18 protein-coding genes and 1 pseudogene are annotated in these 25,999 nt (G+C 62.8%); 13 read left to right on the top strand and 6 right to left on the bottom strand.

The window, feature by feature from the left end; translation table 11 throughout:
- Positions 1–112 precede the first annotated feature (112 nt).
- The 5 genes from ACIQ3Q_RS19485 (at position 113) to ACIQ3Q_RS19465 (ending at position 7,435) form a co-directional block, all read left to right on the top strand.
- Positions 113–961, top strand: a complete 849-nt coding sequence (locus ACIQ3Q_RS19485) for a hypothetical protein (protein WP_396270864.1) — start codon at positions 113–115, stop codon at positions 959–961.
- Positions 961–2,130, top strand: coding sequence for a hypothetical protein (locus ACIQ3Q_RS19480; protein ID WP_396270863.1), 1,170 nt, complete (start codon positions 961–963; stop codon positions 2,128–2,130). Before ACIQ3Q_RS19485 ends, ACIQ3Q_RS19480 begins: the two co-directional genes overlap by 1 nt.
- An 86-nt stretch (positions 2,131–2,216) precedes the next feature.
- On the top strand, positions 2,217–4,160 hold the full coding sequence (locus ACIQ3Q_RS19475) for a hypothetical protein (RefSeq protein WP_396270862.1): 1,944 nt from the start codon (positions 2,217–2,219) through the stop codon (positions 4,158–4,160).
- Positions 4,157–4,657, top strand: coding sequence for a hypothetical protein (locus ACIQ3Q_RS19470; RefSeq protein ID WP_396270861.1), 501 nt, complete (start codon positions 4,157–4,159; stop codon positions 4,655–4,657). Before ACIQ3Q_RS19475 ends, ACIQ3Q_RS19470 begins: the two co-directional genes overlap by 4 nt.
- Positions 4,658–4,666: 9 nt before the next feature.
- A complete protein-coding gene (locus ACIQ3Q_RS19465; RefSeq protein WP_396270860.1) occupies positions 4,667–7,435 on the top strand; it encodes a DEAD/DEAH box helicase in 2,769 nt (922 codons plus the stop codon).
- 31 nt (positions 7,436–7,466) lie between these two features.
- Here ACIQ3Q_RS19465 and ACIQ3Q_RS19460 read toward each other — a convergent pair whose 3' ends face one another.
- Together ACIQ3Q_RS19460 and otnI are read right to left on the bottom strand one after the other, a co-directional pair.
- Positions 7,467–9,023 carry a tyrosine-type recombinase/integrase gene (locus ACIQ3Q_RS19460; RefSeq protein WP_396270859.1) on the bottom strand — a complete coding sequence of 519 codons (1,557 nt, stop codon included), beginning with the start codon at positions 9,021–9,023 and terminating at the stop codon, positions 7,467–7,469.
- 315 nt (positions 9,024–9,338) lie between these two features.
- Entirely contained in the window at positions 9,339–10,154 is an 816-nt protein-coding gene (otnI, locus tag ACIQ3Q_RS19455) for a 2-oxo-tetronate isomerase (RefSeq protein WP_396270858.1), read from the bottom strand.
- Between the two features lie 117 nt (positions 10,155–10,271).
- On the opposite strand from otnI, the gene ACIQ3Q_RS19450 reads away from it, so the two are divergent.
- The 8 genes from ACIQ3Q_RS19450 (at position 10,272) to ACIQ3Q_RS19415 (ending at position 22,626) form a co-directional block, all read left to right on the top strand.
- Positions 10,272–11,015, top strand: coding sequence for a CerR family C-terminal domain-containing protein (locus tag ACIQ3Q_RS19450; RefSeq protein WP_396270857.1), 744 nt, complete (start codon positions 10,272–10,274; stop codon positions 11,013–11,015).
- Positions 11,016–11,023: 8 nt separating this feature from the next.
- Positions 11,024–12,418 (top strand): efflux transporter outer membrane subunit, encoded by a 1,395-nt coding sequence (locus tag ACIQ3Q_RS19445; RefSeq protein ID WP_396270856.1) that lies wholly within the window; start codon positions 11,024–11,026, stop codon positions 12,416–12,418.
- Positions 12,419–12,435: 17 nt separating this feature from the next.
- Positions 12,436–13,584, top strand: a complete 1,149-nt coding sequence (locus ACIQ3Q_RS19440; protein ID WP_396270854.1) for an efflux RND transporter periplasmic adaptor subunit — start codon at positions 12,436–12,438, stop codon at positions 13,582–13,584.
- Positions 13,585–13,599: 15 nt separating this feature from the next.
- Positions 13,600–16,701 carry an efflux RND transporter permease subunit gene (locus tag ACIQ3Q_RS19435; protein ID WP_396270853.1) on the top strand — a complete coding sequence of 1,034 codons (3,102 nt, stop codon included), beginning with the start codon at positions 13,600–13,602 and terminating at the stop codon, positions 16,699–16,701.
- Positions 16,698–17,663 carry an alpha/beta hydrolase family protein gene (locus ACIQ3Q_RS19430; RefSeq protein WP_396270852.1) on the top strand — a complete coding sequence of 322 codons (966 nt, stop codon included), beginning with the start codon at positions 16,698–16,700 and terminating at the stop codon, positions 17,661–17,663. The genes ACIQ3Q_RS19435 and ACIQ3Q_RS19430 overlap by 4 nt, the downstream gene beginning before the upstream one ends.
- Before the next feature lie 89 nt (positions 17,664–17,752).
- Positions 17,753–18,931: an exonuclease SbcCD subunit D gene (locus tag ACIQ3Q_RS19425; RefSeq protein WP_396270851.1), complete on the top strand. Its 1,179-nt coding sequence runs from the start codon at positions 17,753–17,755 to the stop codon at positions 18,929–18,931.
- Positions 18,928–21,633, top strand: coding sequence for an AAA family ATPase (locus ACIQ3Q_RS19420; protein ID WP_396270850.1), 2,706 nt, complete (start codon positions 18,928–18,930; stop codon positions 21,631–21,633). Before ACIQ3Q_RS19425 ends, ACIQ3Q_RS19420 begins: the two co-directional genes overlap by 4 nt.
- 132 nt (positions 21,634–21,765) lie before the next feature.
- On the top strand, positions 21,766–22,626 hold the full coding sequence (locus ACIQ3Q_RS19415; protein ID WP_396270849.1) for a restriction endonuclease: 861 nt from the start codon (positions 21,766–21,768) through the stop codon (positions 22,624–22,626).
- A 7-nt stretch (positions 22,627–22,633) separates the two neighbouring features.
- Here ACIQ3Q_RS19415 and ACIQ3Q_RS19410 read toward each other — a convergent pair whose 3' ends face one another.
- The 4 genes and pseudogenes from ACIQ3Q_RS19410 to ACIQ3Q_RS19395 form a co-directional block, all read right to left on the bottom strand.
- Positions 22,634–23,404 carry a DUF1223 domain-containing protein gene (locus tag ACIQ3Q_RS19410; protein ID WP_396270848.1) on the bottom strand — a complete coding sequence of 257 codons (771 nt, stop codon included), beginning with the start codon at positions 23,402–23,404 and terminating at the stop codon, positions 22,634–22,636.
- A 186-nt stretch (positions 23,405–23,590) separates the two neighbouring features.
- Positions 23,591–24,538: a porin gene (locus tag ACIQ3Q_RS19405; RefSeq protein WP_396270847.1), complete on the bottom strand. Its 948-nt coding sequence runs from the start codon at positions 24,536–24,538 to the stop codon at positions 23,591–23,593.
- Between the two features lie 50 nt (positions 24,539–24,588).
- The gene (locus ACIQ3Q_RS19400) at positions 24,589–25,731 is read right to left on the bottom strand and encodes a branched-chain amino acid ABC transporter substrate-binding protein (protein ID WP_396270846.1); all 1,143 of its coding nucleotides are present in this window, start codon (positions 25,729–25,731) and stop codon (positions 24,589–24,591) included.
- 134 nt (positions 25,732–25,865) lie between these two features.
- Positions 25,866–25,999, bottom strand: a pseudogene (locus tag ACIQ3Q_RS19395) (ABC transporter ATP-binding protein); the annotation flags it as partial.

Below are 25,999 nucleotides of genomic sequence, written 5' to 3'. Positions count from 1 at the left end.
TACAGGTTCAACCGCCGCCTCGATCTCCGCGCTTTGGTCATCCAACTGATTGCCGATGTGGTGCGAGCAACCCCATTGCCTCAGCGTGCTATCCGGGGCTTGGCTGAGCTTCATGCCTAATCAGGAGGTTGCATGGGACAGCACTCAGGCAGGGGATTTATCTCAGACAGTCCATACCCGTGGCACCAGTAATGCGACCGCCCTCGCCACGCGTAGCGCAGCAAAAATCTACGATGTGCTTGACACCTTACGCACGGAGAATCGAGAGCTCATTCCGCAAGGGTTGATTTCAGTACTCATCAAGGCACTTCTAGTTCACGGCGCAAAACAAGATGACGACGCTTGCAAGGCAATAACTTCCGCGTTGAAGACGCCTCAAAATTCCAGGCAGTTCAAAGAGGTCATTGCACGTTACCTTGGCTATGGAGAGGTCGCGATTGAAAGAGTTTTGGCCTGCACAGAGCAGCGCGGCACTGTCTTGGGGTGCGGAGAAATACGTGAGAACGAAATACACGAGTTTCGCCTCCCTCTTCCGCCGGGCCTTTCCGCTAGCCAAGTATGGCGTCGGATGGTGGTGACTTTGGCCTGGTTCAGCCCTGTGAATCCAGACCATCGGAATTTCCGCGAAGCGAAACTGGAACTGTCTCCCGTGGGCAGTTGGGGTGATCTACCACTTAAGCTTGCACGCACTGATGGAGACCACAATCAAGTGTTGCGCGGAACGGTGCAGCACGAAGTTGTCGAGGGCTCAAAGCAGGTGGCAGCATTTCAAGATGGGGACAGCATCCTGCTGCATGTCTCCTGCAAAAAAGATGCGACCGCGCGACTTGACGATGCGATTCCTTATGGGCTTGCCGTCACACTGGAAGTCGCCGAGGGCGTCCAGATTCCGATTTATGGACAGCTTCGCACCAGACTGCAGACACAAGTGGCGGTCGGAGCTGTTGAGGGAACACGTTAATGGCTACAAAAAAAGAACTCCTGGCACAAGAAGTTGCCAAGGCTGTCGGTGCGGGAAAACCGGTCGCGCTTGAAACCGTTGATTTCAACGATCCCGACCGCCCCAAGACTTGTTTGGAAGTGGACTTCCCGATCCTGCCCGTCAATCAGGTTGCGATCATCGAGGGCAACGCGAGCAAGCCGATCTACCAGATGTCCAAGTGGTGGGCACGGCGCCGCTCCAGCGTCTTCCGCTCGATGCTGATTGCTGCTGCAACCAAGGCTCCGGAAGACAAGTCGCATGCCGCCAAGCTGGTGTGGGACAACTACTACGCCAACCACCAGAAGAAGGGGGCGTTCAAGCACCTGAAGGTGGCTGACATCTTCATGGGCGGTGGCACCACGCTGGTAGAGGGCTCACGCCTTGGCATGCAGATGGTTGGCAATGATCTGAACCCAGTCGCTTGGTTCGTGGTCAAGCAAGAGCTGGCGAACGTCGATCTGGACGAGGTGAAGCGCCTTCTTGCCGACATCGAGGCCGAGGTCAAGCCGCAGATCATGCCGTACTACTACTGCGACGGCCCGGAGGGGGAGAAGGGCACCTGGACCCACCTGCCAACGAAAAAGGTGATGCCTACCGACTTCGATCCGCTGAGCATCCCGCGTGGGCAGCGTAAGGATTACCGCTACGAAGGCCCGGAGATCATTTACACCTTCTGGGCCAAGCACGGCCCATGTCAGGTGACGGGCTGCGGCCATCGCACGCCGATCATGAGCAGCCCGGTGATGGCGGTTAAAACCCTCAGCGTCAAGCACTGGGAGCACACCTGCAGCAGCTGCGGCGGTGGGTTCCATGTCGAAGAAGATGCTGCGCGCATGGCACCTGATTCGCCATTGTTCGTTGCACCTTCCGAGTACCCCTTCTCCGTGCTGGATCGCCGCAAGGGCGTGATCTGCCCGCATTGCGGCCATGCAGCCATGGTGAACCTCGGCAAGGGCAAGAACAAGAAGGTCGAACTGAGCCTGTTGGTGCATCCGCAGTGGCTAGCTGGCTCTGCCAAGCAGGACGCCAACGGACAATCCTTGGTGGATCGAACCTTGACGACGCGGCGTCCTCGGCTCGCTGGAACCATGAGCGGGCGTCGAAGAATCGCCTGCTGGAAGTTCGAGGAAAGTTGCCCAAGGAGGTGACGTGTCCAAACACAGGAGTCACCATATCGACGGAAGCAGGCACAGTACCAAAGCCGGCGAACTTCGCATGTGCGTCGTGCGGCACTGTGCAGCCGGTTGTAAGTGCGGTCGAAGCAACGGGCAAGACAGCACCTACGAGCATCTACGCCATTCAAGGCTATGCGCCAAAGCGTGACTCCGCTGGGAAACCCTACAGCGGCCGGTTCTTCGCTGCATGCGATTCAGCGCACGCCGGTCAGTTCGACGCGGCGTATGCAGAGTGGGAGGAACGCAAAGATGCCGACCTAAAGGACTACTGGCCGCGAAGCGAAATTCCTTTTGGGCACATGACACATCAGCGGCAGCCACTCCCTCGGCATGGATACCTGCTATGGGCAGACATGTTCAACCCGCGCCAACTGTTGGTGCATGCCCAGTTGCTCAAGGCGATAGTTGAAACTGGAAGCTTCGACTGGAAGGTGCGCGAGTATGTACTCGGTGCGTTTCAGCAGTATTTGCGAAATCAGAACCTTTTCTGCTTCTGGGACGGTGGCTACGACAAGCTCGTGCCGCACATGAGCAACAACAACTATCACCCGAAGAGCAACATTGTTGAGAACAGCGTCTTCCCATCTTTAGGCCGCGGCAACTGGATCTCCTGTACTGAAGGAATTGTCGAAGGTGCCGAATGGGCTGCCCAGCCGTGGGAACCGGTCAGCATTGAGTCGCTATTGAGGCGAGATCCTGTACTGGCCGATCAGTTGATCGGAAAGAGCGAGAAGGTTTTTCCCGGTGATCCTGTACTGGATGTCACCCTACATCAAGGCTCCTCCACTGATCTCTTGCAGCTTGAGTCGGGCAGCCTTGACCTGGTCATCACCGATCCACCTTTCGGTGGCCTGCTGCACTACTCCGAGTTATCTGACTTCTTTTACGTCTGGCTGCGCCTGGCACTCAAGGGCAAGTACCCCGACATCTTCGGTGCGGAATACACACCCAAGTCGTTGGAGGCTGTCGCTAACAAGGCGCGTGAACCCGAAGACCCTGATGGCTTTTATCAACGACTACTTGCTCAATGCTGGAGAGAGGCAAACCGCCTGTTGAAGCCCAGCGGCATCCTGGCCTTCACTTTTCACCACAGCGAGGACGAGCCGTGGGTCGCTGTGCTTGAATCGCTGTTCGATGCCGGGTACTACCTCGAAGCGACCTACCCCATCCGTTCAGATGAAACCAAGGGCGACGGTGAGTTCGGCTCCAAGACTATTGAGTACGACATCATCCACGTCTGCCGCAAGCGAACGGAGGAGCCCAAGGCGGTGAGCTGGGGCCGTATGCGTCGTGAAGTCATGGCTGACGTTCGCCAGCTACAGGCGATGCTGGAGAACCATGCGAAGGAAGGTCTGCCGGCGGCTGACATCCAGGTGATTCGGCGCGGCAAGGCGCTGGAGTATTTCTCCCGCCACTACGGCAAGGTCTACGTGGACGAAGGGCGCACGATCTCCGTCAAGGAGGCTTTGGTAGGTATCAATCAGCTGATCGACGAGGACGCTGACAAAGGCAAAGAGCCGCCACCGGTCAACGCTGAACCAATCACGCGGCAGTTCCTGCGCACCTTTGGAAGTGCCACGGAGATGAAGCGTGACCAGCTGCAGAAGTTCCTGAAGGGCTCCATCACGACGCCAGATGATTTCGAGCAGCGTGGATGGTGCTCGGAGAAGAGCAAAGTGTTCACGCGCGTGAATCCGTTGGACTTTGCTCGCGAGTGGTCTGGTAAGCACAAGCGGCGTTTGACCTCCGATCTTGACCAGGCGCTGGTGCTCATTGGAGCCTGCTTCGATGGCAGCGGCATCAACGCGGCCGACACGCTGAAGAACGAGAATTTCAAGCCGCACGTCGCCCTCAAGCCCTTGTTGGAGTGGCTGCACCGGCATGGCCCGGATCAGGCGAACCGCAATGCGGCCTCGCTTGCGGTATCCATTTACAAAGCATGGGCAGCGACTCAAACTGCCATGCCCCAACAGGCTTCGCTATTCGAGGAGTACGAGGTATGAAGCAAACCCTCGATACCGTCTGGCAACGGCGGGGCACCAGTTGGGTATGGGATGAAGAAGCGCGCAACCAAGTCTGCGAGGCTGGGCAAGTCTGGACCTTGCGCCAATTCTTGCAGGCGGTCGGCAATTGGCCTGACGACCTGCCGAGCAACGGCAACAACACGGTGGTGGTGGCCGGGCTGGAGTCCAGTCTTGACCTGCTGACGCCGGAAGATGCGGAAGCCTGGTTGGGCGACGCCATCAAGGACGCGATCCTTTCCTTCCAAGCCTACTACGAAGGCGAGGCTGCACTGATCTTTTGGCTGCCGGCAGGCCACGGGCGAATCAAGCTCAACCTGGCCACCGATTCCATCGAATGGCGCTGCGCTGCACCTCACAGCGAAAGCCTGCTGGCCTTCGGCCGCATCCTTTGGGGTGAAGCCAACGAGTACCCGCAGGAAATCTTGTTGCGCGAAGGGGCCAAGGCTGCGGGCCTGTTCCACCTGCGGATTACGTGAGGTCAACGCGTGGATAGGGAGTTTCAATTTCAACCCGGTGAGCGGATCAGCCATCACGAGTTCGGCTCCGGTGTCGTCCTTGATCCCGCCACCGACGGATACCTGCGGGCGTTCTTCAGCATTGGCGAGCGGCGCGTTCCGGTCAGCGCGGTGCGGCGCCAGCTTTCGCGTACCGAGCGCATTCTGCGTGCCGTTGAAGGTGGTGAGGACCGTGCACGCAAGGCATGGTTGTCCTACGAGGCGCACGCGTTACCGGTCATGGAGAGCGCATCTGCGCTGACCTCAGCCAAGATCGACCTGCTGCCGCATCAGGTGGTGTTGACCCATCGGATTGCCACGGCTTCGCCACGCCGCTACCTCATTGCGGATGAAGTGGGCCTTGGCAAGACCATCGAAACCGCGCTGATCTTGCGTGAGCTGGCCAGCCGAGGCGAGCTGAACCGTGCTCTGATGGTCGTGCCCGCAGGGCTGGTGCACAACTGGCACCGCGAATTGAATGAGGTGTTCAACCTCGACTTCGAGGTGTTCGGCTCTGAGGGCGACATCACCGACCGCAAGACCAATGCGTTTGCCAAGCATGACCGCCTGATCGCCAGCATTGACACCTTGAAGCGCCCTGCACGGATCAAGCGCCTGCTTGATGCGCCGCGCTGGGACTTGGTGGTTTTCGACGAAGCTCATCACCTGACGGCCTACCGCACCGGTGGCAAGGTCCGTAAGACCGAAAATTACAAGCTTGCAGAGGCGCTGAAGGATCACTCCCGAGACCTGATGCTGCTGTCGGCCACGCCGCACCAGGGCAATCATTTCCAGTTCTGGATGCTGGCGCAGTTGCTCAACCCGACCTTGTTCGGGAGCCCTGAAGAAATGCTGGAGAACCGCCACCGGCTGAACACGGTGATGTTCCGCAGGACGAAGGCGGACGCTTGCCAGCCCGATGGCTCCCCGTTGTTCGCGCGCCGGTGGGTGCACACCGAATCCTTCCTGATGTGCGCCGAGGAGCGCCTGTTTTACGAGAAGCTTCGTGAGTACCTCGAAGACGGCTTCAACCTGGCGCGGCGCCAGGGCAGCAAAGGGCAGGCACTTGGATTCCTGATGGCGATCTTCCAGAAGATCGCTGCATCGAGTTTCGCGGCCGTCCGCCGCACGCTGAAGCGCCGACTGCTGATGCTGACCTTGCATGAGGCACTGCTGCGCGATAAGGACCTGGATATCGAAGGTCGGGAACGGTTGACCGATGAGGCCCGGGAGCTGATTCACGATGAGTTTGGGCTGGCGCGTGACCCTATCGGCCGCAGCGAGGTGGATCGGGTCATTGCCGACCTCAAGTACCGGTTGGTCAAGAAGCTGGACGAGGAGGCGCTTGAGATGGCGTCGGACCCGTATGGCAGCGAGTACTCATCGGCGCACGCGGAAGAAGCCGCCTCTGCGGTTGTCGAACTGCATCTGCCCGAAGAACGCCTGCGCATTGGTGACCTGCTCAAGATATTTCCGCAGCAGCGCGAGACGAAGGCGCAGAAGCTGTTGGACGGGCTGGGCACGTTGTGGCGGCAGGACTCCAGTGAAAAGATTGTGGTGTTCGCCACCTACTTGGGTACGGTGGACCTGATTGCCCGCGAGATTGATCAGACCTTCCCAGGCCAGGGCGTGGTGGTGCTGCGTGGCGGTGACCATGGGGCCAAGGTTGCGGCTGAGCGGCGCTTCCGGCAAAAGGATGGGCCGCGCGTCTTGGTGTGCACGGCGGCGGGGCGAGAAGGTATCAATCTTCAGTTCGCTCGCATCCTGTTCAACTTCGACCTGCCGTGGAACCCGATGGATGTGGAACAGCGCATTGGCCGCATCCATCGCTATGGGCAGAACCACACCGCGCAGGTCTACAACCTTGTGCTGTCGGACACCATCGAAGGCCGCATCTTCATGCTGCTGGATGAAAAGCTGACGGAGATTGCGCGCACGGTCGGCAAGGTCGATGACCAAGGCAACGTCGCGGAAGACCTGCGCGCACAGATTCTGGGGCAGCTGTCCGAGCGGTTGAACTATGACCGGCTGTATCAAGAGGCGCTGTCGGACCCCGAGCTGAAGCGCACGCAGGTCGAACTGGAGGCGGCGCTTTCCAACTCGCGTGAGGCGCGGCAGGTGGTATTTGACTTGTTCCAAGACCTCGAAGGATTCAGCCTCGACGACTACAAACCCTTTGCGGATGTGTCATCGAGCCTGGACCGCCTGGTTCGATTCATGTCTGCCGCAGTCGCAGACCGGCAGCAGCGGTTGGTCAAGGTGGACGATGAAACCTATGACTTGGTAAACGTTGATGGCGCTTGCCGCGCGCGGTTCACCTTGAACCGTGAAACGGCGACCAGCAGCGATTCCCTTGAGTTGATGGGGCTGGACCATCCGTTGGTGCAAGAGGAACTTGGCCGTTGGCGCAGCGTGCCGCCCGAAGATGTAGGGCTGTCCGTGCGCGCCGAAGTTGATGAGCCCGTGTTGCTCTCCATCTGGATGGTCGAGACATCGGGGGAAAGTGGTGACCGGCGTCTTGTCGTGCAGCCCATCGCCGTCAAGGAAGACGGCACCCGCGTACCTGCTGTCGAGCGCAAGTGCGAGAGCTACCTGCAGGCGCCGGTGGCCTTGCCGAAGTTTTCGGCAGAACAGAGGCTGGAAATGTTTACCCGCGCCGTGGAGCCCACGTTGCAGCGCGAGCTGAAGCACAAGGGCGCAGCTACCGGGGACGGTAGCTATTCGGCGGAGTTGGTTGGATACGTTGAGATCTCAAACTGAGGACGGTGAATAGGGCCATCATCGTCGACTTCTAAGCGGCTCTAATGTTGAGCACATTGCTTCTGGATGGCGCTATCTGCGCTGTGAGGTCGCTCAGAAGTGCGCCCAGTGCTTCGAATGCCCGTGCCTGGTCGGCCTCTCGGCGGTCGCGGATGTATGTGCGCCTGACCCTGCTTTCGATGACATGGTTCAGCGCTTCGTCGATGGTGTCGCCACTCACACCCAAGCTGGCCATCAGTGTCCCTGCGGTGCGCCGTAGGTCATGGGCTGTCCAGCGGCCACCGGGCAAGCGCAGGGCTTCGGTGGCTAGGCTGCGCCCAGACATGCGCTGGCTGGGTTCTCGCTGGCGGTCGGCCAGTTGCTTGCCAAGGCTCTTGGGGCAAACGGGCTTGGCCAAGTCGCGGGACGGAAAGACCCATGGTGTCAGCGCCTGAGTGCTGGGGTTGCGCTCACGCAGTGCGGCCAACTCCGAGAAGTGGCGCATGGCAAAGGGCGACAGGTGGATGGTGTGGGGTCGTTCGTTCTTGGTGCTGGGCAGGTGCCACTGTTTGTTGGCGAGGTCAACCCAGCCCAGCTTGACGCCCACCTCATCCGCCTGGGTTTGAAGGGTGTGCTGGCGCTGCTGGCGGGCTGGGCCGTCGGCCGGCAGGTCCTCAGCCCAGACGGCGCCCATCAGTTCGCCCAAGCGCGCACCTGTGGCCAACATCAACCAAATGGCCGCTGCGCTGCGCGCGTTCATGCGGGCTCCTGGGATGGCCTGATGCAGGGCGGTGACTTCTTGGGGGCTCAGCACGCGGTTTCGCTCCACCGGTGCGCCGACCAGCTTGGACTTCTTCAAGCCCGCCAGAGGGTTGTGTTCTATCAACTCACGGTCCACCGCAAAGCTCAGCATTTGGCGCAGGTCTGAGAGCAGCACTGACGCTGTGCGAAGCTGGCCCTTGGCCCGCTGCGTGTCAATCAGCGCCAGCAGGTCCGCCCGGGAGACTTCGGCCACGAAGCGCGCACCAATCAATGGGAAGACGTGGCGCTCGAACTGCTGGCGGGTGTAGGCGCCATGGTCCTTGCGTCCAATGCGCTTGCCATCCGCACGCAGCGTGGGTTGCAGCTCTACGGCGCACCAGCGCTCAAACAATTGCCGAGTGGTGAGGCGCCGCTGGAGCACTGCTGCGGCCTCTTGGGCAGCCTGGACTTCAGCGGCCTGCTGCAGGCGGCTCAGTTCCTCCTCAGAGGCTCGGCGTTCCTTCTCCTGTTGGGCGCGAACCAGCGGGTCCACACCAGCCGCCACCTCTGCCCGCACGCTGGCGGCCCGTGCGTTGGCCGCCTCAACAGTGGCGTTGGGAAAGCTCACGCGCTCGGTGCCATCCATGGCCCACAGGTCAGCCCGGACTTGTTTGCCTGACACGGGGGACACATACCTCAGCACCCAAAAGGCGCCACTTTCCGTCTTGCGCAGGTACAGGCCTTTGCCTGCTCTCAGCTCGTCACCCGGCTGAGCTTTGCGAACGAATTCGGCCGCTTCTCTATGGCTGATGCCGGTGTTGTGCCGGGTGCCTTTTTGGATGCCGCCAAGCCGTGAGTCGTCAGTCATTACCGTACCTCCAAGGCCACCGCCATGCGTCAGCTGGCAATTCCGTGGCAATTTGAATCTGGATTCAAGTGTACGGTGTTGGAGATGTCTGCACTAGCCTCAAGTCTAAGTCATTGATTTAGAACGATTTCGCCGAGTGGCAAAAACGATTCTGGAGCGATCTGACTGACTCGTGCGTTGAATGGGGTGCAAGGGGTAGCGAGTTCGAATCCCGCCACCCCGACCAAAACAGCACAAGCCTGGTGTCCACAAGACACCAGGCTTTTTGCTTTGTGCCTCGGCGCATCATACGCGCGCGTGGCTCCGGGAGCTTTTTCAGGCCCCTTGGGCCTGTGCTCGCCAAGCCAATCCGGCCGTCGTCCCACCGGCCACCGCACCCCGCGCAGGTCGGTACTCGCAGCCCACCCAGCCTTGCCATTTGCATTCGGCCGCCACCTCATCCAGAACATTAAAGAGGTAGCGATAGTTCAACTCACCCACATCGGGCTCATGGCGCATGGGCACGCCGGCAATTTGGAAGTGGCCCACGCGGCCTGTGGGCAGGTATTGCCGGATCTTCATGGCCACATCGCCTTCGACGATCTGGCAGTGGTAGAGGTCGAACTGCACCTTCAGGTTGGTCGCACCGATGGCTTGGACGATGCGGTGTGCTTCATCTTGCCGGTTCAAGAAAAAGCCCGGCATGTCGCGCGGGTTGATGGGCTCGATCAAAACATTCACACCACAGAGCTGGGCTTGTTCTGCTGCCCAGGCCAGGTTCGCTTCATAGGTTGCTTTCAGGGCTAGGCGATCCGCGCCGGCGGGAGCCAAGCCGGCCATCACATGGATACGTTGACACTTTAATGTGCTGGCGTACGCCAGCGCTTGGGCGATGCCCGCGCGGAACTCAGCTTCGCGCCCTGGCAGACAAGCTAAGCCGCGCTCACCCGCCTCCCAGTCACCCGGCGGGGCGTTGAACAACACTTGTTCCAGGCCTAGGTCGCTGAGGCGCTGGGCTAACTCGGTAGCCGCAAAAGCGTAGGGGAACAGGAACTCCACGCCCTTGAAGCCGTCAGCGGCCGCAGCGGCAAAGCGGTCCAGAAAGGCGTGCTCGTTGTAGAGCATGGTCAGGTTGGCGGCGAAGCGAGGCATATGAGCGGACGTTCCATCGATGAGCGGCACCACCCATTCTGCGTGACACAGCGTCAAAAACCCTGCGGTGGGTAAAGTTAATCAATCGTTTGATCTAAGTCGCTACACTGGCGCACTATGACTGATCAGCAACTACCACCCAGCCCCGAAGAGGCTACCCGCGCACCGGGCCGCGCTGACGGCGAGGCGACCCGCGAGCGCTTGCTGCTGACGGGCTTGCGTCTGTTCGCGCAGCGGGGGTTCTCGGCCACCTCCACGCGAGAGATCGCGCAGGCAGCCGGTGCCAATGTAGCGGCCATTGCCTATCACTTTGGCGATAAAGCGGGCCTTTATCGCGCGGCCTTCTTTGAGCCGCTGTGCGATACGCAAGCAGAGATAGAGCCGCCCTGGCTCACCCGTGACATGCCCTTGGATGAGGCCTTTGCGCATTACTTCGCGGTGTTTGTGGAGCCTCTGAACCAGGGTGAATCCAGTCGCTTGTGTGTGCAGTTACGCATGCGTGAAATGCTGGAGCCCACCGGCTTATGGGCTGAAGAGATTGCAAACGACATCCGACCCCTACATGAAGCCCTGTTGGTGTTGCTGATGCGTGCCTTAGCGCTGCCGCAGCCTGACGATGACCTGCAGCGCTTGGCCCTGTGCATCTCGGCCTTGGGGGTTCACCTGCATGTGGGACGCGACGTGGCAGACGCCGTAGCGCCGCAATTGCACCAAGACCCTGAGGCCAACGCCAAATGGGCCCAGTGCCTGGTGTGGCAAGCCCAAGCCATGGTGGAGGCGGAGCGACTCCGCCGCAAAGCCCAGCGTGATGAAGCCCTACTCAAGCCGCGTCGCGCGCGGGCTGGAGCGACAAAGCAATGAAAGAGAAGATGCGAAACAAGCCCTTGAGAACACTGGCGCTGGCCTGTGCCGCCGCCAGCCTGATGTGGCCTGCCGTGCAGGCTGCGCCTGCCACCTCCACCGTGCCCGAGACTTGGCAAGCACCGCAGCCTCACAAAGGCTCGGTGGCCGAATTGGCACAGTGGTGGCAGCAGTTCGGCGAGCCCGCGCTGCCTGAGTTGTTGGCGGCGGCCCAAGAGGCCAGCCCGAGCGTTGCGGCTGCGTCCACCCGCTTGGCGCAAGCTCAGGCCCAGCGCGTGGCGGCGGGTGCAGGCTTGGCGCCGCAGCTCAGTGCCTCGGCCGGCGCCCAGCGCAGCCGGCCGGATTTGGCCAGCGGTGTCTTGAGCACTGGCCAAGGCGGGCTGCTGTTCAACTGGGAGTTGGATGTGTTTGGCGGCCAGCGCGCCGCCCGGGACGCTGCCGTGGCGCGCCAACAAGGGGCGCAAGCCCAGTGGCATGAGGCCCGCGTGAGCGTTGCCGCGCAGTTGGCGCAAGGGGTGCTGGCACTGCGGGCCTGTGAGGCCTCCGTGGCGCAGGCACGGGCCGATGCCGAGTCTCGCCAACAATCGCTGCGCCTCACGCAGGTCTTGCGCCAAGCGGGCTTTGAATCCGAGGCCAACGCCGCGCAATTGGGCGCAGGGCAGGCCCAGGCACAAGCCCAGGTGTTGGCCTTGCAAGCGAGTTGTGAGCGCGAAGTCAAAGGCTTGGTGGCACTGACGGGGGTGTCAGAAGAACCATTGCGCCAGCGTCTGCAAGCCCGCAGCGGCCAACTGCCCGAGCCTGTGGGGTTGATGGTGGGCGAAGTGCCCGCGCAGGTGCTGCAGCAGCGCCCCGATGTGTTTGCAGCAGAACGGCAACTAGAGGCCGCCGCCGCAGACCTGAGTGAAGCGCAAGCCGCCCGCTGGCCGCGCATCAGTTTGGGGGGATCATTGGGCAGGCTGCAAGTGGCCACGCAGGGTCTCACTCAAACGGGCACCGTGTGGTCGCTAGGGCCGGTGCAGATCAGCCTGCCTCTTTGGGATGGCGGCCAGCGCACGGCCCGCTCGCAAGCCGCACAGGCTGCGCTGAATGAAGCGCGTGTGGCCTACAACGCGGTACTGCGCACGGCAGTGCGCGAGGTTGAGCAAGCCCTGGTCGGCCTGCGGGTGGCCACCCAGCGCCGCGAGCAAGCGCAACAGGCCTTGAGCCACTCGGACACGGTCTGGAAGGCCACGCGTGCGCTGGAGCAGCAAGGTTTGGCCAGTGGCTTGGCCCTTGAGGAGGCGCGGCGCGCCAGCCTGCAAGCCCAAACCCTGGTGGTGGCCTCGCACCAAGAACAAGTCACAGCCTGGATCGACCTCTACCGCGCTTTGGGCGGCGGCTGGTCCCTACAGCAAGAGCAATGAGAGTGAGAAAGCTAATCATGAACAAGCAGGTATGGACCCGCGCGAGTCTGGTGGTGTTGGTGGCGTCGGGCCTGACGGCCTGCGGGGGCGCTGACCCTGCAGCCAAGCCGCAGCAGGGCGCAGCCACGCCCTCTGCGGCGTCCGCGTCAGCAGCCCGCTCCGCGCTCACGGTGCGCGTGGTGTCGCCCCAAACCACGGCTATGCCCGTGGCCTTGTCGGCCACGGGCACAGTGGCGCCTTGGCAAGAGGCGGTGGTGGGCGCAGAAGCCAATGGCCTGCGTTTGGCCACGGTCTTGGTGGAAGCCGGTGACAGCGTGCGCAAAGGCCAGCTCTTGGCCACTTTGCAGGCCGACACCGTGCGGGCTGAGGTGGCCCAGGCCGAAGCGGCTTTGGCGGAAGCCCAGGCAGCGGCGGCTGATGCCGAAGCCAATGCCCAGCGTGCGCGGGCTGTGCAAGGCAGCGGTGCGATGAGCGCCCAGGCCATCGGCCAGATGCTGACGGCAGCGCAGACGGCGCAAGCCCGCGTGGCGGCCCAGCAAGCCGCGTTGGCCGCGGCCAAGCTGCGCCTGGCGCAGACCGAGATCAAAGCGCCTGACGACGGCCTGATCAGTGCGCGCACGGCCACCGTTGGGGCGGTGGTGCCCGCAGGGCAAGAGCTGTTCCGCTTGATCCGCCAAAGCCGCTTGGAATGGCGGGCCGAGGTGCCGGCGGCTGAGCTGGCCCGCATCAAACCGGGCCAGCCTGCGGTGCTGACCCCAGCCGGTGGCAATGCCGTGCCCGGCGTGGTGCGCCGCGTCGCCCCCACGGTGGATGCGCAAACCCGCAACGGCATGGTCTATGTGGACTTGCAGGCCTCGCCTGCTGTGAAGGCGGGCATGTTTGCGCGCGGCGAATTCCAATTGGGTGCGGCGCAGAGCCTGAGTCTGCCCAGCTCAGCCCTGTTGCTGCGCGATGGCTTTGATGTGGTGATGCGCGTGGATGCCAAAGGCCGGGTGGCGCAGACCAAGGTCACGGTGCTCGGCCGCGAGGCCCAGCGTGTGGCCGTGCAAGGCCTGTCGCCAGACACCAAAGTGGTGGTCAGTGGCGGCGCCTTTTTGAGTGACGGTGACACCGTCAAGGTGGTGGCAGACGCCGCGCCCGCTGCGGCCCCAGCCGCCTCACGTTAAGACCGGAGTCACGCCATGAATGTGTCCTCTTGGTCCATCAAAAATCCCGTCCCAGCCATCACGCTGTTCGTGCTGCTGACGGTCGCCGGTCTGCTGAGCTTCAAGGCCATGAAGGTCCAGAACTTTCCGGACCTGGAACTGCCCACCGTCACCGTGACAGCCTCTCTGCCCGGGGCCTCACCTGCGCAGTTGGAAACGGAAGTCGCTCGCAAGATCGAGAACGCGGTGGCCACACTGCAGGGCGTCAAACACATCTACGCCAAGATGCAGGACGGCACGGCCACCGTGACGGTGGAGTTCCGTCTGGAGAAGCCCACCCAAGAGGCGGTGGACGATGTGCGCGATGCCGTCAACCGGGTGCGGGCTGACTTGCCGGGTGACCTGCGCGACCCCGTCATCAGCAAGCTGAATTTGTCGGGGACGCCCATCCTCACGTATTCCGTGGCCGCGCCACGGCTGGACGACGAGGCGCTGTCTTGGTTTGTCGATAACGATGTCACCAAGGCGCTGTTGGGAGTGAACGGCGTGGGCGCGGTCAGCCGCGTGGGCGGCGTCAGCCGAGAGGTGAGGGTGGAGTTGGACCCTGCGCGCCTGTTGGCGTTGGGCGCCACCGCCGCGGATGTCTCACGCCAGTTGAAGTCGGTGCAGCAAGAGGCCTCGGCCGGGCGCGCTGATTTGGGCGGCGCCGAGCAAACCGTGCGCACCATTGCCACGGTGCAGTCGGCCGCTCAACTGGCGGCGCTGGAGTTGTCGCTGAGTGATGGCCGTCGCATTCGGCTGGATCAGGTCGCCAGCGTCAAAGACACGGTGGCCGAGGTGCGCAGTGTGGCACTGCGGGATGGCCAGCCCGTGGTCGGCTTTGAGATCAGCCGCGCCCGCGGGGCCAGCGAGGTCGAAGTGGCCGAAGCCGTGGCCAAGGTGTTGAACACCCTGCGCGAGAAGCACCCTGATGTGCAGTTCAACGAGGTCTACAACCAAGTCGACCCGGTGACCGAAAACTACGACGGCTCGCTGGCACTGCTTTACGAGGGCGCTGTGCTGGCCGTGATTGTGGTGTTCTTCTTCTTGCGCGACTGGCGCGCCACGCTGGTGGCCGCCACGGCCCTGCCGCTGTCGGTGATCCCGGCCTTCATCGGCATGTATGCGCTCGGCTTTTCCCTCAATGTGGTCACGCTGTTGTCGCTGTCCTTGGTGGTTGGTATCTTGGTCGACGACGCCATTGTCGAGATCGAGAATATTGTTCGCCACCTGAAGATGGGCAAGACGCCGTATCAGGCGGCGATGGAGGCGGCCGATGAGATTGGCTTGGCCGTCATCGCGACCACCTTCACCTTGATCGCCGTCTTTTTGCCGACCGCCTTCATGAGCGGCATACCGGGCAAGTTCTTCAAGCAGTTTGGCTGGACGGCGGCGCTGGCCGTGTTTGCCTCGCTGGTGGTGGCGCGCATGCTCACGCCCATGATGGCCGCCTACTTGATGAAGCCTTTGCTCAACCACAAAGAAGCCGGCGATGGCTGGGTGATGAGCCGCTATATGCGGGCGGTGGCCTGGAGCGTGAAGCACCGTTGGGTGACTGCGGCCGGCGCCATTGCCTTCTTTGTGGGCTCGGTGATGCTGATTCCGCTGCTGCCGACCGGCTTCATCCCGCCCGATGACTTTGGCCAGTCCCAGGTGAATGTGGAGTTGCCACCCGGCAGCACGCTGAAGGACACGATGGCGGCCGCCGAGGAGGCGCGACGCATCGTCATCCAGAACCCGCATGTCAAGCAGGTCTATACCGCCATTGGGGGCGGTGCCTCGGGCAGCGATCCCTTTGCCGGCGGTGGAGCGGCTGAAGTGCGCAAGGCCACGCTGACCTTGACCCTGACTCCTCGGCCTGAACGGCCTGGCTTGCGCAAGCAGCAGATTGAGTCGGATTTGCGCCAAGCCATGAAGGCCTTGCCCGGTGCCCGGGTGAGTGTGGGCTTGGGCGGCTCGGGTGAGAAGTATGTGCTGGTGCTCTCGGGCGACGACGGCCACAGCCTGCTGGAGGCCGCCCGCGCGGTGGAGCGCGACCTGCGCACCGTGCCTGGCCTGGGCAATATCGCGTCCACCGCCAGCTTGCGCCGCCCCGAGTTGGTGGTGCGCCCGGACTTTGCCCGCGCGGCTGATGCCGGCGTCAGCAGCCAAGCCATGGCCGACACCTTGCGCATGGCCACCAGCGGCGACTATGACGCGGGCCTGCCCAAGCTGAACCTGCCGCAACGCCAAGTGCCCATTGTGGTGAAGCTGCCCGAGGCCGCGCGCCAAGACCTGGCCTTGCTCGGTCAAATGACGGTGCCCGGCAAAGGCGGTCAACCGGTGATGTTGGCCAATGTGGCCACGCTGACCTTGGAGGATGGTCCGGCTCAGATTGACCGTTACGACCGCCAGCGCAACATCAATTTCGAGGTCGAGCTCAACGGCGTGCCCTTGGGCGAGGCTGCCAAGTTGATCCAGAAGCTGCCCTCGCTGCAGCAACTCCCAGCCGGGGTGCGGCAAACCGAGTTGGGCGATGCCGAGGTGATGATGGAGCTGTTCGCCAGCTTTGGCTTGGCCATGCTGACAGGCGTGCTGTGTATTTACCTGGTGCTGGTGCTCTTGTTCAAGGGGGTGGCTCAGCCCATCACCATCTTGGCGGCCTTGCCTCTGTCACTGGGCGGTGCTTTTGTGGCTTTGCTCCTGACCAAGAGCTCTTTTTCTATGCCCAGTTTGATCGGATTGATCATGCTGATGGGCGTGGCGACCAAGAACTCGATCTTGCTGGTGGACTACGCCATTTTGGCGCGCCGCGATGGCATGAGCCGCTGGGACGCGCTGATAGACGCCTGTCACAAGCGGGCCCGCCCCATCGTGATGACCACCCTGGCCATGGGCGCCGGCATGATGCCCATTGCCTTGGGTTGGGGGGCTGATCCCAGCTTCAGGCAGCCGATGGCGGTGGCCGTGATTGGCGGCTTGATTACCTCCACCTTCTTGAGCTTGCTGGTGGTGCCCGTGGTGTTCACCTTTGTGGACGATGTGGCCCAAGGCTTGCTGCGGCTCATGGGCCGGCCAGCCCCCGTGGCGCGCAAAGACGCCGTGCAGGAGCCGCTGTGATTCGGCGCCGCCATGTCTTGGGTGGGGCGGGCCTGGCTGCCACTGGCTTGCTAGGGGTGGGCTGCGCCAGCTCACTACCAGCAGGCCTGGAGGTGCATGAGCTGAGCTGGCTGGATGCGCAGCGAGACCGCCCGGTGCTGGTGCGCCTAACCTTGCCTGCGGACGCCAACCTGGTGACGCCTAGACCCTTGGTCGTGATCTCTCCGGGCATTGGCAGCAACCGCTATGGCTACAGCTATTTGGCAGGCGGCTTGGCCCAGCGCGGCTGGGCCTGCTTGAACTTGGAGCACGTGGGCTCGAACCGCCAAGTTTGGTGGGGCAACCCTTGGGGCTTGGTGGACCGCTTGCAGCATGCAGCGCGCGATGAAGAGGCGCTGGCGCGGGTGCAAGACCTGCGCTTTGCGCTAGACCAAGTGCTGGCCTCGCCAACGTGGCGGGGCCGCCTGGATGCGTCGCGTGTGGTCGGCGCCGGGCACTCGTACGGCGCCAATACCCTGATGCTGGCTGCAGGCGCAGGCGTCAAGCGTGAGGGGCGGGCCTTGAGCTTGCGCGAGCCTCGGCTCAAGGCGGTGGTGCTGATGTCGGCTCCGCCGTTCTATGGTGAGACGGACCTGCCGGCTGTGGTCGGGGGCATCAGCGTGCCCAATCTGCACATCACTACCACTGAGGATGAGATCAAGATCCCGGGTTACCTCAGCCCCGTGAAAGATCGCCTCGATCTCTTTGAGCGCATGGGCGGCTCGCGCAAGGGCTTGCTGGTATTCAAGGGCGGCTCCCACAGCATCTTCACAGACCGCAGCGCGCCCGGCGGTTTTGCCCACAACGCGCAGGTCAAGGCGGCCACCACCGAGATCAGCCACTTATGGCTGTCGGCAGCGTTACAGGGCCAGGCGCCCGGCGCGGACGCCCTGAAAGCTTGGCGGAGCCAGCACGCTGCAGCGGTGGAGCGCCTGGAACTTTGAGGGGCCGTGGTGTTTTCCGGCACAGGCTCACGGCTTGAGCCTCTGAATTCCCTATGATGCACGACCCCATCGAAACAGGTTCTCGCGTCGTGCTTCGTTTTCTACACACGGCTGATTGGCAAATCGGCCGCAGCTACCCCGCCATGGCGGCCACGCACCCGGACAACGCGGTGGCGCTGGCCGAAGCCCGGCTGGACACCGTGGCCCGCTTGGCCGAGCTTGCACGCGACCGGGGCGCGGACTTTGTGGTCGTGGCGGGCGATGTGTTGGACGCGCAAACCGTGGCCGACCGCACGCTGCGGCGCCTGTTCCATGCGATGGCGGCGTTCACCGGGCCGTGGCTGCTGCTGCCCGGCAACCATGACGCGGCTTTGGCCGAAAGCGTGTGGACGCGTGTGCAGCGCTTGGGCTTGGCGCCCAGCCATGTGCACCTGTTGCTCAAGCCCGAGGTGTTGACGTTGCCCACTGCCGCGGGCGAGGTGGCCGTGCTGCCTGCCCCCCTGACCCAGCGCCACACCCATCAGGACTTGACGGCCTGGTTCGATGCGGCGCCAAGCCCGTCGGCGCGCTGGCGCATTGGGGTGGCGCATGGCGCGGTGCAAGGCGTGCTGCCTGAAGACATCGACTCGGCCAACCCGATTGCGCCGCACCGGGCGGCGTCTGCGTCGCTGGACTACCTGGCGCTGGGGGACTGGCATGGCTGCAAAGCCATCGATGCTCGCACTTGGTACAGCGGCACGCCAGAGCCCGAGCGCTTCAAAGACAACGGTGCAGGGCAGGCCTTGTGGGTGGAGATCGCCGCGCCAGGCGAGGCACCGGTGGTCACCCCGCTGCCCGCCGCGCGCTTTCGCTGGCAGGCCTGGGATCATGTGTTGAACGTGCCTACCGACTTGGATGGCTTGCTGTGGAAGCTGGCGGCGCTCTCTGAAGCCGACGTGCTGCACCTGCGCTTGAGCGGGGTGTGGACCTTGCAGATGCAGCACAGCTTTGAGGCGGCGGTGGCCCAAGCCGACGGCCTGGTGCGCCATGTGGCGGTGGACGCCTCTGGGCTGAAGCTGGCGCCCACCGATGAGGAATTGGCCGAGTTGCACGCCGACGGCTATGTGGGTGAGATGTTGGCTGAGTTGCGCCAAGAGGCCAGTGCTGACACCCCGCAAAGCCCCGTGGCGCAAGAAGCGCTGGCGATCTTGGCGGGGCTGTTGTCTGAGTTGCGAGGCTTTGGCGAAGGCCAGACCGCCACGTTGGCTCCTGCAAGGACGGGCGCATGAGCACCCCGGCGCCCGCCCAGTTTGCACTGCGGCGCTTGAGCGTGTCGCAACTGCGGCAGTTTCGGCAGGGCGTCTCGCTGGTCTTTGACGCTGGCTTGAACGTGATCGTCGGCCCCAATGAAGCGGGCAAGAGCAGCTTGGCGCGGGCTATACGCGCGGCCTTTTTTGAACGGCATCGCTCCACCCAGGTGGAAGATCTGCGACCCTGGCAGGACGGCAGTGCCGCGCCCACGGTGCGCTTGGAGTTTGACTGGGCCCATGAAGCCGGCGTGTTGGAGAAGAGTTTTATGGCGCGCAAGCGCTGCGCTTTCAGCCTAGGCCCGCGTCAGTGGGAGGGCGTGGAGGCTGAAGACCAGCTGGCGACCTTGTTTGGCTTCAGCTACGCCGCCAAAGGTGCCAGCCGTCCCGAGCACACGGGCATCCCTGGGCTGCTGTGGATGGAGCAAGGCCAAGGCCATCTGCTGGATGTGGCACCCGCCCGCGAGCACCTGCATGACGCGCTGGCTGGAGATGCCGGCACGGCCTGGTCGGCTTTGGCGGCCAGTGGCGGTGACGACCTGCTGGGCCGTGTGCAGGCCTTGCGCGCAGAGTTGCTGACGGGCACCGGCAAAGCCCGTGGCGCCTTGGCCGAGGCCTTGAGCCAAGTTCAAGAGGCCCAGCTCAAACTGGCCGACACCGACGCCCAGTTGGCGCGCTACGCCCAGGCGGTAGATCAATGGACGCGCGAGCGCGACGTGCTGTTGCAAGAGCAAACCGAGCGTCCTTGGGAAGCGCTGCGCGCGCAGCTTGCGCAAGCTCAGGCCGAGCAGGCCGACCTGGCGGCCCACGAACAACGCTGCGCGGAAGACCAAGCCCGCTTGCAAGTCTTGGCGCAGACCCGGCGTTTGTTGTTGGATCAGCTTCAAGCGGCTGACAGCCAAGCGCAAGATGCCCAGCGGCGGCAGGCCACGCTGCAGCAAGCAGCTTTGGCCTTGCAAGAGGCTGAGCTGAGGGCGCAGCAAGCACAGGTGCCGGCGCATGCCAGCAAGCGGGCGTCTGAGGCCGCCCGCGAGGCCTTGCGGGCGGCGCGGGGCCAAGCGCAGCGGCATCAAGCTCGGCAGCGGTGCGAGCAGGCTGCAGCGCGCTGCCACGCGGCAGAGCAGGCGCTGGCTCGGGGCCGCCAGGCGCAGGCGGAGTTGGCCGCGCGTCAGGCCGAGGTGGCTGGCCTGCGCCTCAGCGATGCGGACTTGGAGGCCTTGCGTCACAAGGAGTCGGCTTGCCTGGCCCTGGAGGCCCAAGGCCGGGCTGTGGCGACGCGGATTGAGTGGCAGTCCAGCCAGCATGCAGGCTTGGCGATCATGCGGCCGGATGGATCGAACGCGGGCCTTCTGGCCGCAGGCGAGCCGAAGTGGTTGGACGCCGAGGCCACGCTGGTGTGGCCCGATGGCAGCCGCTTGCGTATCACGCCAGGCGGTGCGGATCTGGCCAAATTGGCGGCTCAGCATGCGCAGGCGCTGGAGACCTTCCGTGCGGACCTGGACCGACTGCGGGTGATGGACGTGGCTCAGGCTCATCTCCTGGCCCAACAGGCCCGGCAAGCGCGCAGTGAACTCGCCCTGGCGCAGCAAGCTTTGAAGCTGCTGGCCCCCAAGGGCATGGACGACTTACAGCGGGAGCACCAAGCCGCCCACGATGAGTTGCGGGCCGCGCAGGCGGCCTTTACGGCCTTGGGGCCGCTGGAAGAGGCAGATACGCCAAACTCACCAGCTTGGGATGGCAGCAGGCTGAACGCCTTGGAGCAGGCGGTGGTGTTGGCGCAAAGCGCCGAAGCTGAGGCGCTTAACCAGCAGGCCTTGGCCCAACAGGCGCAGGTGAGGGCGCACAGCCAGCACCAGCAAGCCCAACAAGAGGCTCAGCTGGCTCAAGCCGCGTTGGCGGCTCCAGAGCTCGCCGAAGCGCTGGCCCAGGCTCGCAGCAAGTTGCTGGAGGCGACGCAGCACCACGAGGCCTTGGCGGCTCATTGGGCCCAGGCGCAAGCCCAGCACCGGGCCGCACGGCCCGACATCGTGGCGCAAGATGTGCGGCGCCTGAGCCAAAGCATTGCCCAATGGGAGGCGCAGCATCAACAGCGGCGCGAAGCGGTGGCGGCCCAGCATGCCACTTTGGTGGCCAGCAGCGCACTGGGCTTGCAAGAGCAGCGCGACGCGCTGGCCGCCCAATGGGCCCAAGCGAACGCGCGGGCCTTGGAGTTGCAGCGCAGAGCGCAGGCGCTTGATTGGCTTGACCAACGCTTGGCTCAGAAGCGTCAGGCCAGCCTCAGTGCCCTGCAGGCGCCATTGCAACTCAAGCTTCAGCGCTACTTGGAGCTGTTGTTCCCCAAGGCCGAGATCAGCCTGGACGAACATCTGATGCCGCATCAGCTGCATCGCCCAAACCGCGCAGCCGGTCAACATGAAGACCTGCCCGCGCTGAGCTTTGGGGCACGGGAGCAGATGTTCTTGATCACCCGGCTGGCCTATGCCGACTTGCTGCAGGAGGCAGGTCGTCCGACCTTGCTGATCCTGGACGATGCGCTGGTGCATACCGATGCCGAGCGCCTGCCGGCCATGAAGCGGGTGCTCTTTGATGCGGCTCAGCGGCATCAGGTCTTGCTCTTCAGCTGCCACCCCGAGATGTGGCGCGACTTGGGGGTCCCCCTCCAAGAATTGCCCACACCCGCGTGACAGGCAGGCGACGTTGGACACATCAGGTGAGCACTTCTGCTCCTCCTGGATTTTCCTTGGGCTGGACATTGCGCTTGAGGGTCTTACGCTGCGATAGCATCGGGCCCGCTTAAGAATACGTTGGAGATCACTATGCCGCAGCTTCGGCGTTCGGATGGGGGTGTGGTGCAAGACCGCTTGGCCGCCATACCCTGGTGGGTGGCTGCAGCGGTGATGGGCCTGCTGGCCCTCAGTGTGACCTTGCTCTTGCGCGGCTGGACTCAAGTGTCCGGGCCGGGGGGCGCTGCGCGGCAGCTGGTATTTGAGTTGCTGCGCTGGGGGTTCCCTGCGCTGCTCGGTTTGTGTGTGCTTTGGGCCAAGCGTTCAGCGCCAGATGCACTCGCCAAGCCAGAAACGCCGCAAGACATTACGGCCGTGCTCAAAGGCATGCCTTGGGCACAGTTCGAGAAGTTGGTGGGCGAAGCCTTTCGCCAACGGCGGTTTGCGGTCTTGGCCAATGGAGACGCAGCAGGGGCGGAAGATGTCGATATGGTGCTGCGCAAAGGCGGTGAGACGCACTTGGTGTTGTGCAAGCACTGGCGGGCCGAGCGCGTGGGTGTGCAGGTCTTGCGAGACCTGCAACTGACCATGAGTGGACGAGCTGCAGTCTCGGCCTATGTGCTGACTGCCGGACATTTTTCTGACGACGCGCGTGCCTTTGCCAAGGCTGCCTCTATCAATCTGGTTGACGGCCCTAGACTGGCGCGCTGGCTCACGACAGCGCAGCGCTCACTCAAGTCTGTTTCCGGCGCAGCGGCTGGCGGCTTGGCCACCGGGGGCAGCGCTGAAACCGCATCGCCTGCGTGCCCCAAATGTCAGGCAACGATGATGAAACGGCAAGCTCGCCGTGGGGTGCATGCGGGCAGCACTTTTTGGAGTTGTGCCCGCTATCCCCAGTGCCATGGTGCCCGGCCCTTTGTGGCGTTTTCAGGGGCGATGTCGCCCGACCCTTGACCGCTCTTCAGCGCGCTGGCGCGCACGCTAACACTAGCGCTTGAATCGGTTCGCCGCGCTGTGCTTCTTCGACCACCAACGCCACGCGCTGGCTCTGCGCCCCTTTGCGCGGCAGCGGTACGGTGAGCGTAAAGCTCTGTGCAGCGCTGGCAGACCAGGCCGCCAGCGGCAGGTAGTGCACCACGACATGGTCGTGCAACAAGGTCTTGCCTTCGTTTTCCCCGGCCTTGACGACGCTGCGGTGGCCGTCTTCCAACACCGCCCAATATCCCTGCAACATGGCGCCGGGCGGCTTGGTCTCAGTGCTAGGGCTCAGCTGCGCTTGAACCTGCAGGCCGCTTTGGCTTAAAGCCAAGGTCGGTGCCAAAGGATGGGGCTTGGTCTGGGCGTTCAGGCTGCCTGGCCAGCCCCGCGATGCCTCGCCATTCAGCAAGACCTGCGGGGTGTAGATGGCGCGGCTGGCCGTACGAGCTTGCCACTGGCGTTGGCGCTGCGTGTGGGCAGGGTTGGCAAACACATCTTTCCAGCCGATGTAGTCCCAGTAATCGACATGGAAGGCCAGCGCCACGACGTTAGCCTTGCCGTTGAGGCTGGATAGCCAAGCATCTGCCGGCGGGCAGGAACTGCAGCCCTCGGAGGTGTACAACTCGATGACGCCGGTGCGGGTGTTGCCTGTTTGCGCCTTGCAGACCGCTGTTTGGGCATGCGCGAAAGGTGCAGAGAGGCTTGTCGCCAGCAGCAGCGTGCAGGCGGGAAGGGCGTGGGGCAGAGCGCGCATGATGACGACTGGGGAAGCCTAGATACCCATTCGTCGCTCAGCAGCTTGATGAGCTTACAGTTCCGTTGAAAAAGCACCGACTCAGACAGACGAAAAAAAGCCGCTCCGAAGAGCGGCTCTGCACCTAAGCAGTTTGTACTGCAAAGGGTTGATGAAAGGGCCAGCCGAGGTGGCTGGCACCGATCATCAGAAGTTGTGGCGCACGCCCACAGCCAGCGAACTGAAGTCGTCGGCGTAAGGCGTATTGTCGTTGGCGTTCAGCTTGGTGTAGAAGCCGTAAACCTTGGTGCGCTTGCTCAGGTTGTAGTTCACGCCAGCGGTGAACTGGCTGGCGCCGGAGTCCTTCAGGCTGCCCACATCACCGGCCTTGCCGATATTCAGGTGCAACTCGGTGGCGCCCATGGTGTACATGCCAGCCAAACGCAGGTTGGTGCGGCTGCCCGTGACATTCAGCACATTGCCTTCAGACAGATCGGTATCACGCTGAACGTAGCCGCCCAGGGTGAACGCGCCCATGGTGTATGCGCCTGCCACGGTGAATTGCTTGCCGTCGCCTTGCTTGTTGTAGCCGAAGCCAACGTGCAAGGGACCTTGGTCGTAGTTGGCTGCCAAGTCATAGCCGCGCTCGGTCGTCGGGCTGCCTTCAGTCACAGCCAATTCAGCCACAAAACCGCTCAGGGTGGGGGTGCGATATGCAACCTTCTTGGCGCTGTTCCAAGTCGAAGCGTAGAGCTTGTCTTCAGAAGTGCCGGTGTCATGGTTGTGCATGCTGATGTAGTCAGCAGTGGCGAAGTAAGCTTCGCTGGTGAAGGTGCCCAAACGGACCATACCGAACGAACCACCCAGGTTCACTTCAGCTTGACGGCCCCAGAAGGTCGAAGCGGCCGCGCCAGTCGTGGGGGTGAAGCCGTGCTCGATCTGGAAGCCAGCCTTCAGGCCGCCGCCCAGGTCTTCAACGCCCTTGAAGCCGATGCGCGAGCTGTTGTTTTGCAGGTTGGTGCTGGTGACGTCGCCAGCCTTTTGACGCTCAACCGAGACGTTCAGACGGCCGTAAACATTGACGCTCGACTGAGCAAAAGCGCCGGAAGTGGCAGCAGCAGCCAGAGCCACAGCGATCATTTGGAACTTCTTCATGACATTTCTTTCGTGAAGTTAATGGAATTTGAATCAGAAGACGACGGCGCTTAACGCACCACCGCGATTTGTTCGCGATTGCCACCCTTGTAGGTGTAGAGCGTCAGCGCACCATTTTTGATGTCGCCCTTTTCGTCAAACGCTATGGTACCCGTCACGCCTTGGTATCCGTTGGTTTTTGCCAACATTGGCAAGTACTTTACAGGATCGACAGATCCGGCTTTGACCATGGCAGCCACCAACACATTGGTCGCGTCATAGACATACGGGGCATAGATTTGCACGTCGGCGTTGAACTTCTTCTTGAAGTCCACTTTGAACTTTTCCATGGACACCTTCTGGGAGCCTTCCACGCCGCCGGCTTCAGCGCAGACGACTTGGCCGTCGCCCATGGCGCCTGCCGACAGCTTGGGCAACTCGCCCGAGCAGATGCCGTCGCCGCCCATGAATTTGGCGTTGATGCCGAGCTGCTTCATCTGGCGGATCATGGGGCCGGCCACGGCGTCCATGCCGCCGTAGAACACGACGTCAGGCTTAGTGGCCTTGATGGAGGTCAGGATGGCGGTGAAGTCCGTGGCCTTGTCGTTGGTGAACTCACGCTTGGCGATCTTGCCGCCCTTGGCCTTGACGCCCTTCTCGAACTCGTCAGCCACGCCTTGGCCGTAGGCCGTGCGGTCGTCGATCACGGCAATGGTCTTGCCCTTGAGTTGTTCGACGGCGTACTTGCCCAGCGTGCCGCCCAGGTGCACGTCATCCGCCACCACGCGGAAGGTGGTCTTGTAGCCTTGGCGAGTGAACTTGGGGTTGGTGGCCGAGGGCGAAATCTGGGGAATACCCGCATCGCTGTAGACCTTGGAGGCGGGGATGGAGGTGCCAGAGTTCAGGTGACCCACCACACCGGCCACTTTGGAGTCCACCAGCTTTTGCGCGGCAGCCGTGCCTTGCTTAGGGTCGCCAGCGTCGTCTTCCGCCAGCAACTCGAACTTCACCTTTTTGCCGCCGATCACCACGCCCTTGGCGTTCAACTCGTCAATCGCCATACGGGCGCCGTTTTCGTTGTCCTTGCCCAGGTGGGCAATGCCACCGCTGGTGGGACCGACGTGGCCAATCTTGACCACCATGTCTTGGGACATGACGAGGGTGCTGCTGGCCACGAGCAAAGCGCCGGCGCTGAGTTTGAAGATCGCGTTCATGAAGGAATGTCTCCGAAAACCTGAAAACCGATGGTGCGATGCTTCTTGTGAAAGCACCCGGGCGAGCGGGGTTGCGCCCTCCATCAGACTGATTTGATCCCGCTTAAATCTTGGCTTGGCGAAGGGCTGAGCCCTCACTCCCCCAAATAAGCCGCCCGCACCTTGGGGTCGGTGAGCAAGGCTTTGGCCTCGCCGGTCATGGTGATCTCGCCGGACTCCATCACATAGCCGCGGTTGGCCATGGCCAGCGCGCGTGAGGCGTTTTGCT

The organism is Ideonella sp. (assembly GCF_044358605.1).
In the GTDB taxonomy this organism is placed as follows: domain Bacteria; phylum Pseudomonadota; class Gammaproteobacteria; order Burkholderiales; family Burkholderiaceae_C; genus Ideonella.
Note: the sequence above shows the minus strand (reverse complement) of the source record. Positions and strands in the feature narration are given on the sequence as shown.

Coding starts and splice junctions, on each gene's coding strand:
- ACIQ3Q_RS19485 (WP_396270864.1), top strand. CDS start 113: ATGCCTAATCAGGAGGTTGCATGGGACAGCACTCAGGCAGGGGATTTA.
- ACIQ3Q_RS19480 (WP_396270863.1), top strand. CDS start 961: ATGGCTACAAAAAAAGAACTCCTGGCACAAGAAGTTGCCAAGGCTGTC.
- ACIQ3Q_RS19470 (WP_396270861.1), top strand. CDS start 4,157: ATGAAGCAAACCCTCGATACCGTCTGGCAACGGCGGGGCACCAGTTGG.
- ACIQ3Q_RS19460 (WP_396270859.1), bottom strand. CDS start 9,023: ATGACTGACGACTCACGGCTTGGCGGCATCCAAAAAGGCACCCGGCAC.
- otnI (WP_396270858.1), bottom strand. CDS start 10,154: ATGCCTCGCTTCGCCGCCAACCTGACCATGCTCTACAACGAGCACGCC.
- ACIQ3Q_RS19450 (WP_396270857.1), top strand. CDS start 10,272: ATGACTGATCAGCAACTACCACCCAGCCCCGAAGAGGCTACCCGCGCA.
- ACIQ3Q_RS19445 (WP_396270856.1), top strand. CDS start 11,024: ATGCGAAACAAGCCCTTGAGAACACTGGCGCTGGCCTGTGCCGCCGCC.
- ACIQ3Q_RS19440 (WP_396270854.1), top strand. CDS start 12,436: ATGAACAAGCAGGTATGGACCCGCGCGAGTCTGGTGGTGTTGGTGGCG.
- ACIQ3Q_RS19435 (WP_396270853.1), top strand. CDS start 13,600: ATGAATGTGTCCTCTTGGTCCATCAAAAATCCCGTCCCAGCCATCACG.
- ACIQ3Q_RS19420 (WP_396270850.1), top strand. CDS start 18,928: ATGAGCACCCCGGCGCCCGCCCAGTTTGCACTGCGGCGCTTGAGCGTG.
- ACIQ3Q_RS19415 (WP_396270849.1), top strand. CDS start 21,766: ATGCCGCAGCTTCGGCGTTCGGATGGGGGTGTGGTGCAAGACCGCTTG.
- ACIQ3Q_RS19410 (WP_396270848.1), bottom strand. CDS start 23,404: ATGCGCGCTCTGCCCCACGCCCTTCCCGCCTGCACGCTGCTGCTGGCG.
- ACIQ3Q_RS19405 (WP_396270847.1), bottom strand. CDS start 24,538: ATGAAGAAGTTCCAAATGATCGCTGTGGCTCTGGCTGCTGCTGCCACT.
- ACIQ3Q_RS19400 (WP_396270846.1), bottom strand. CDS start 25,731: ATGAACGCGATCTTCAAACTCAGCGCCGGCGCTTTGCTCGTGGCCAGC.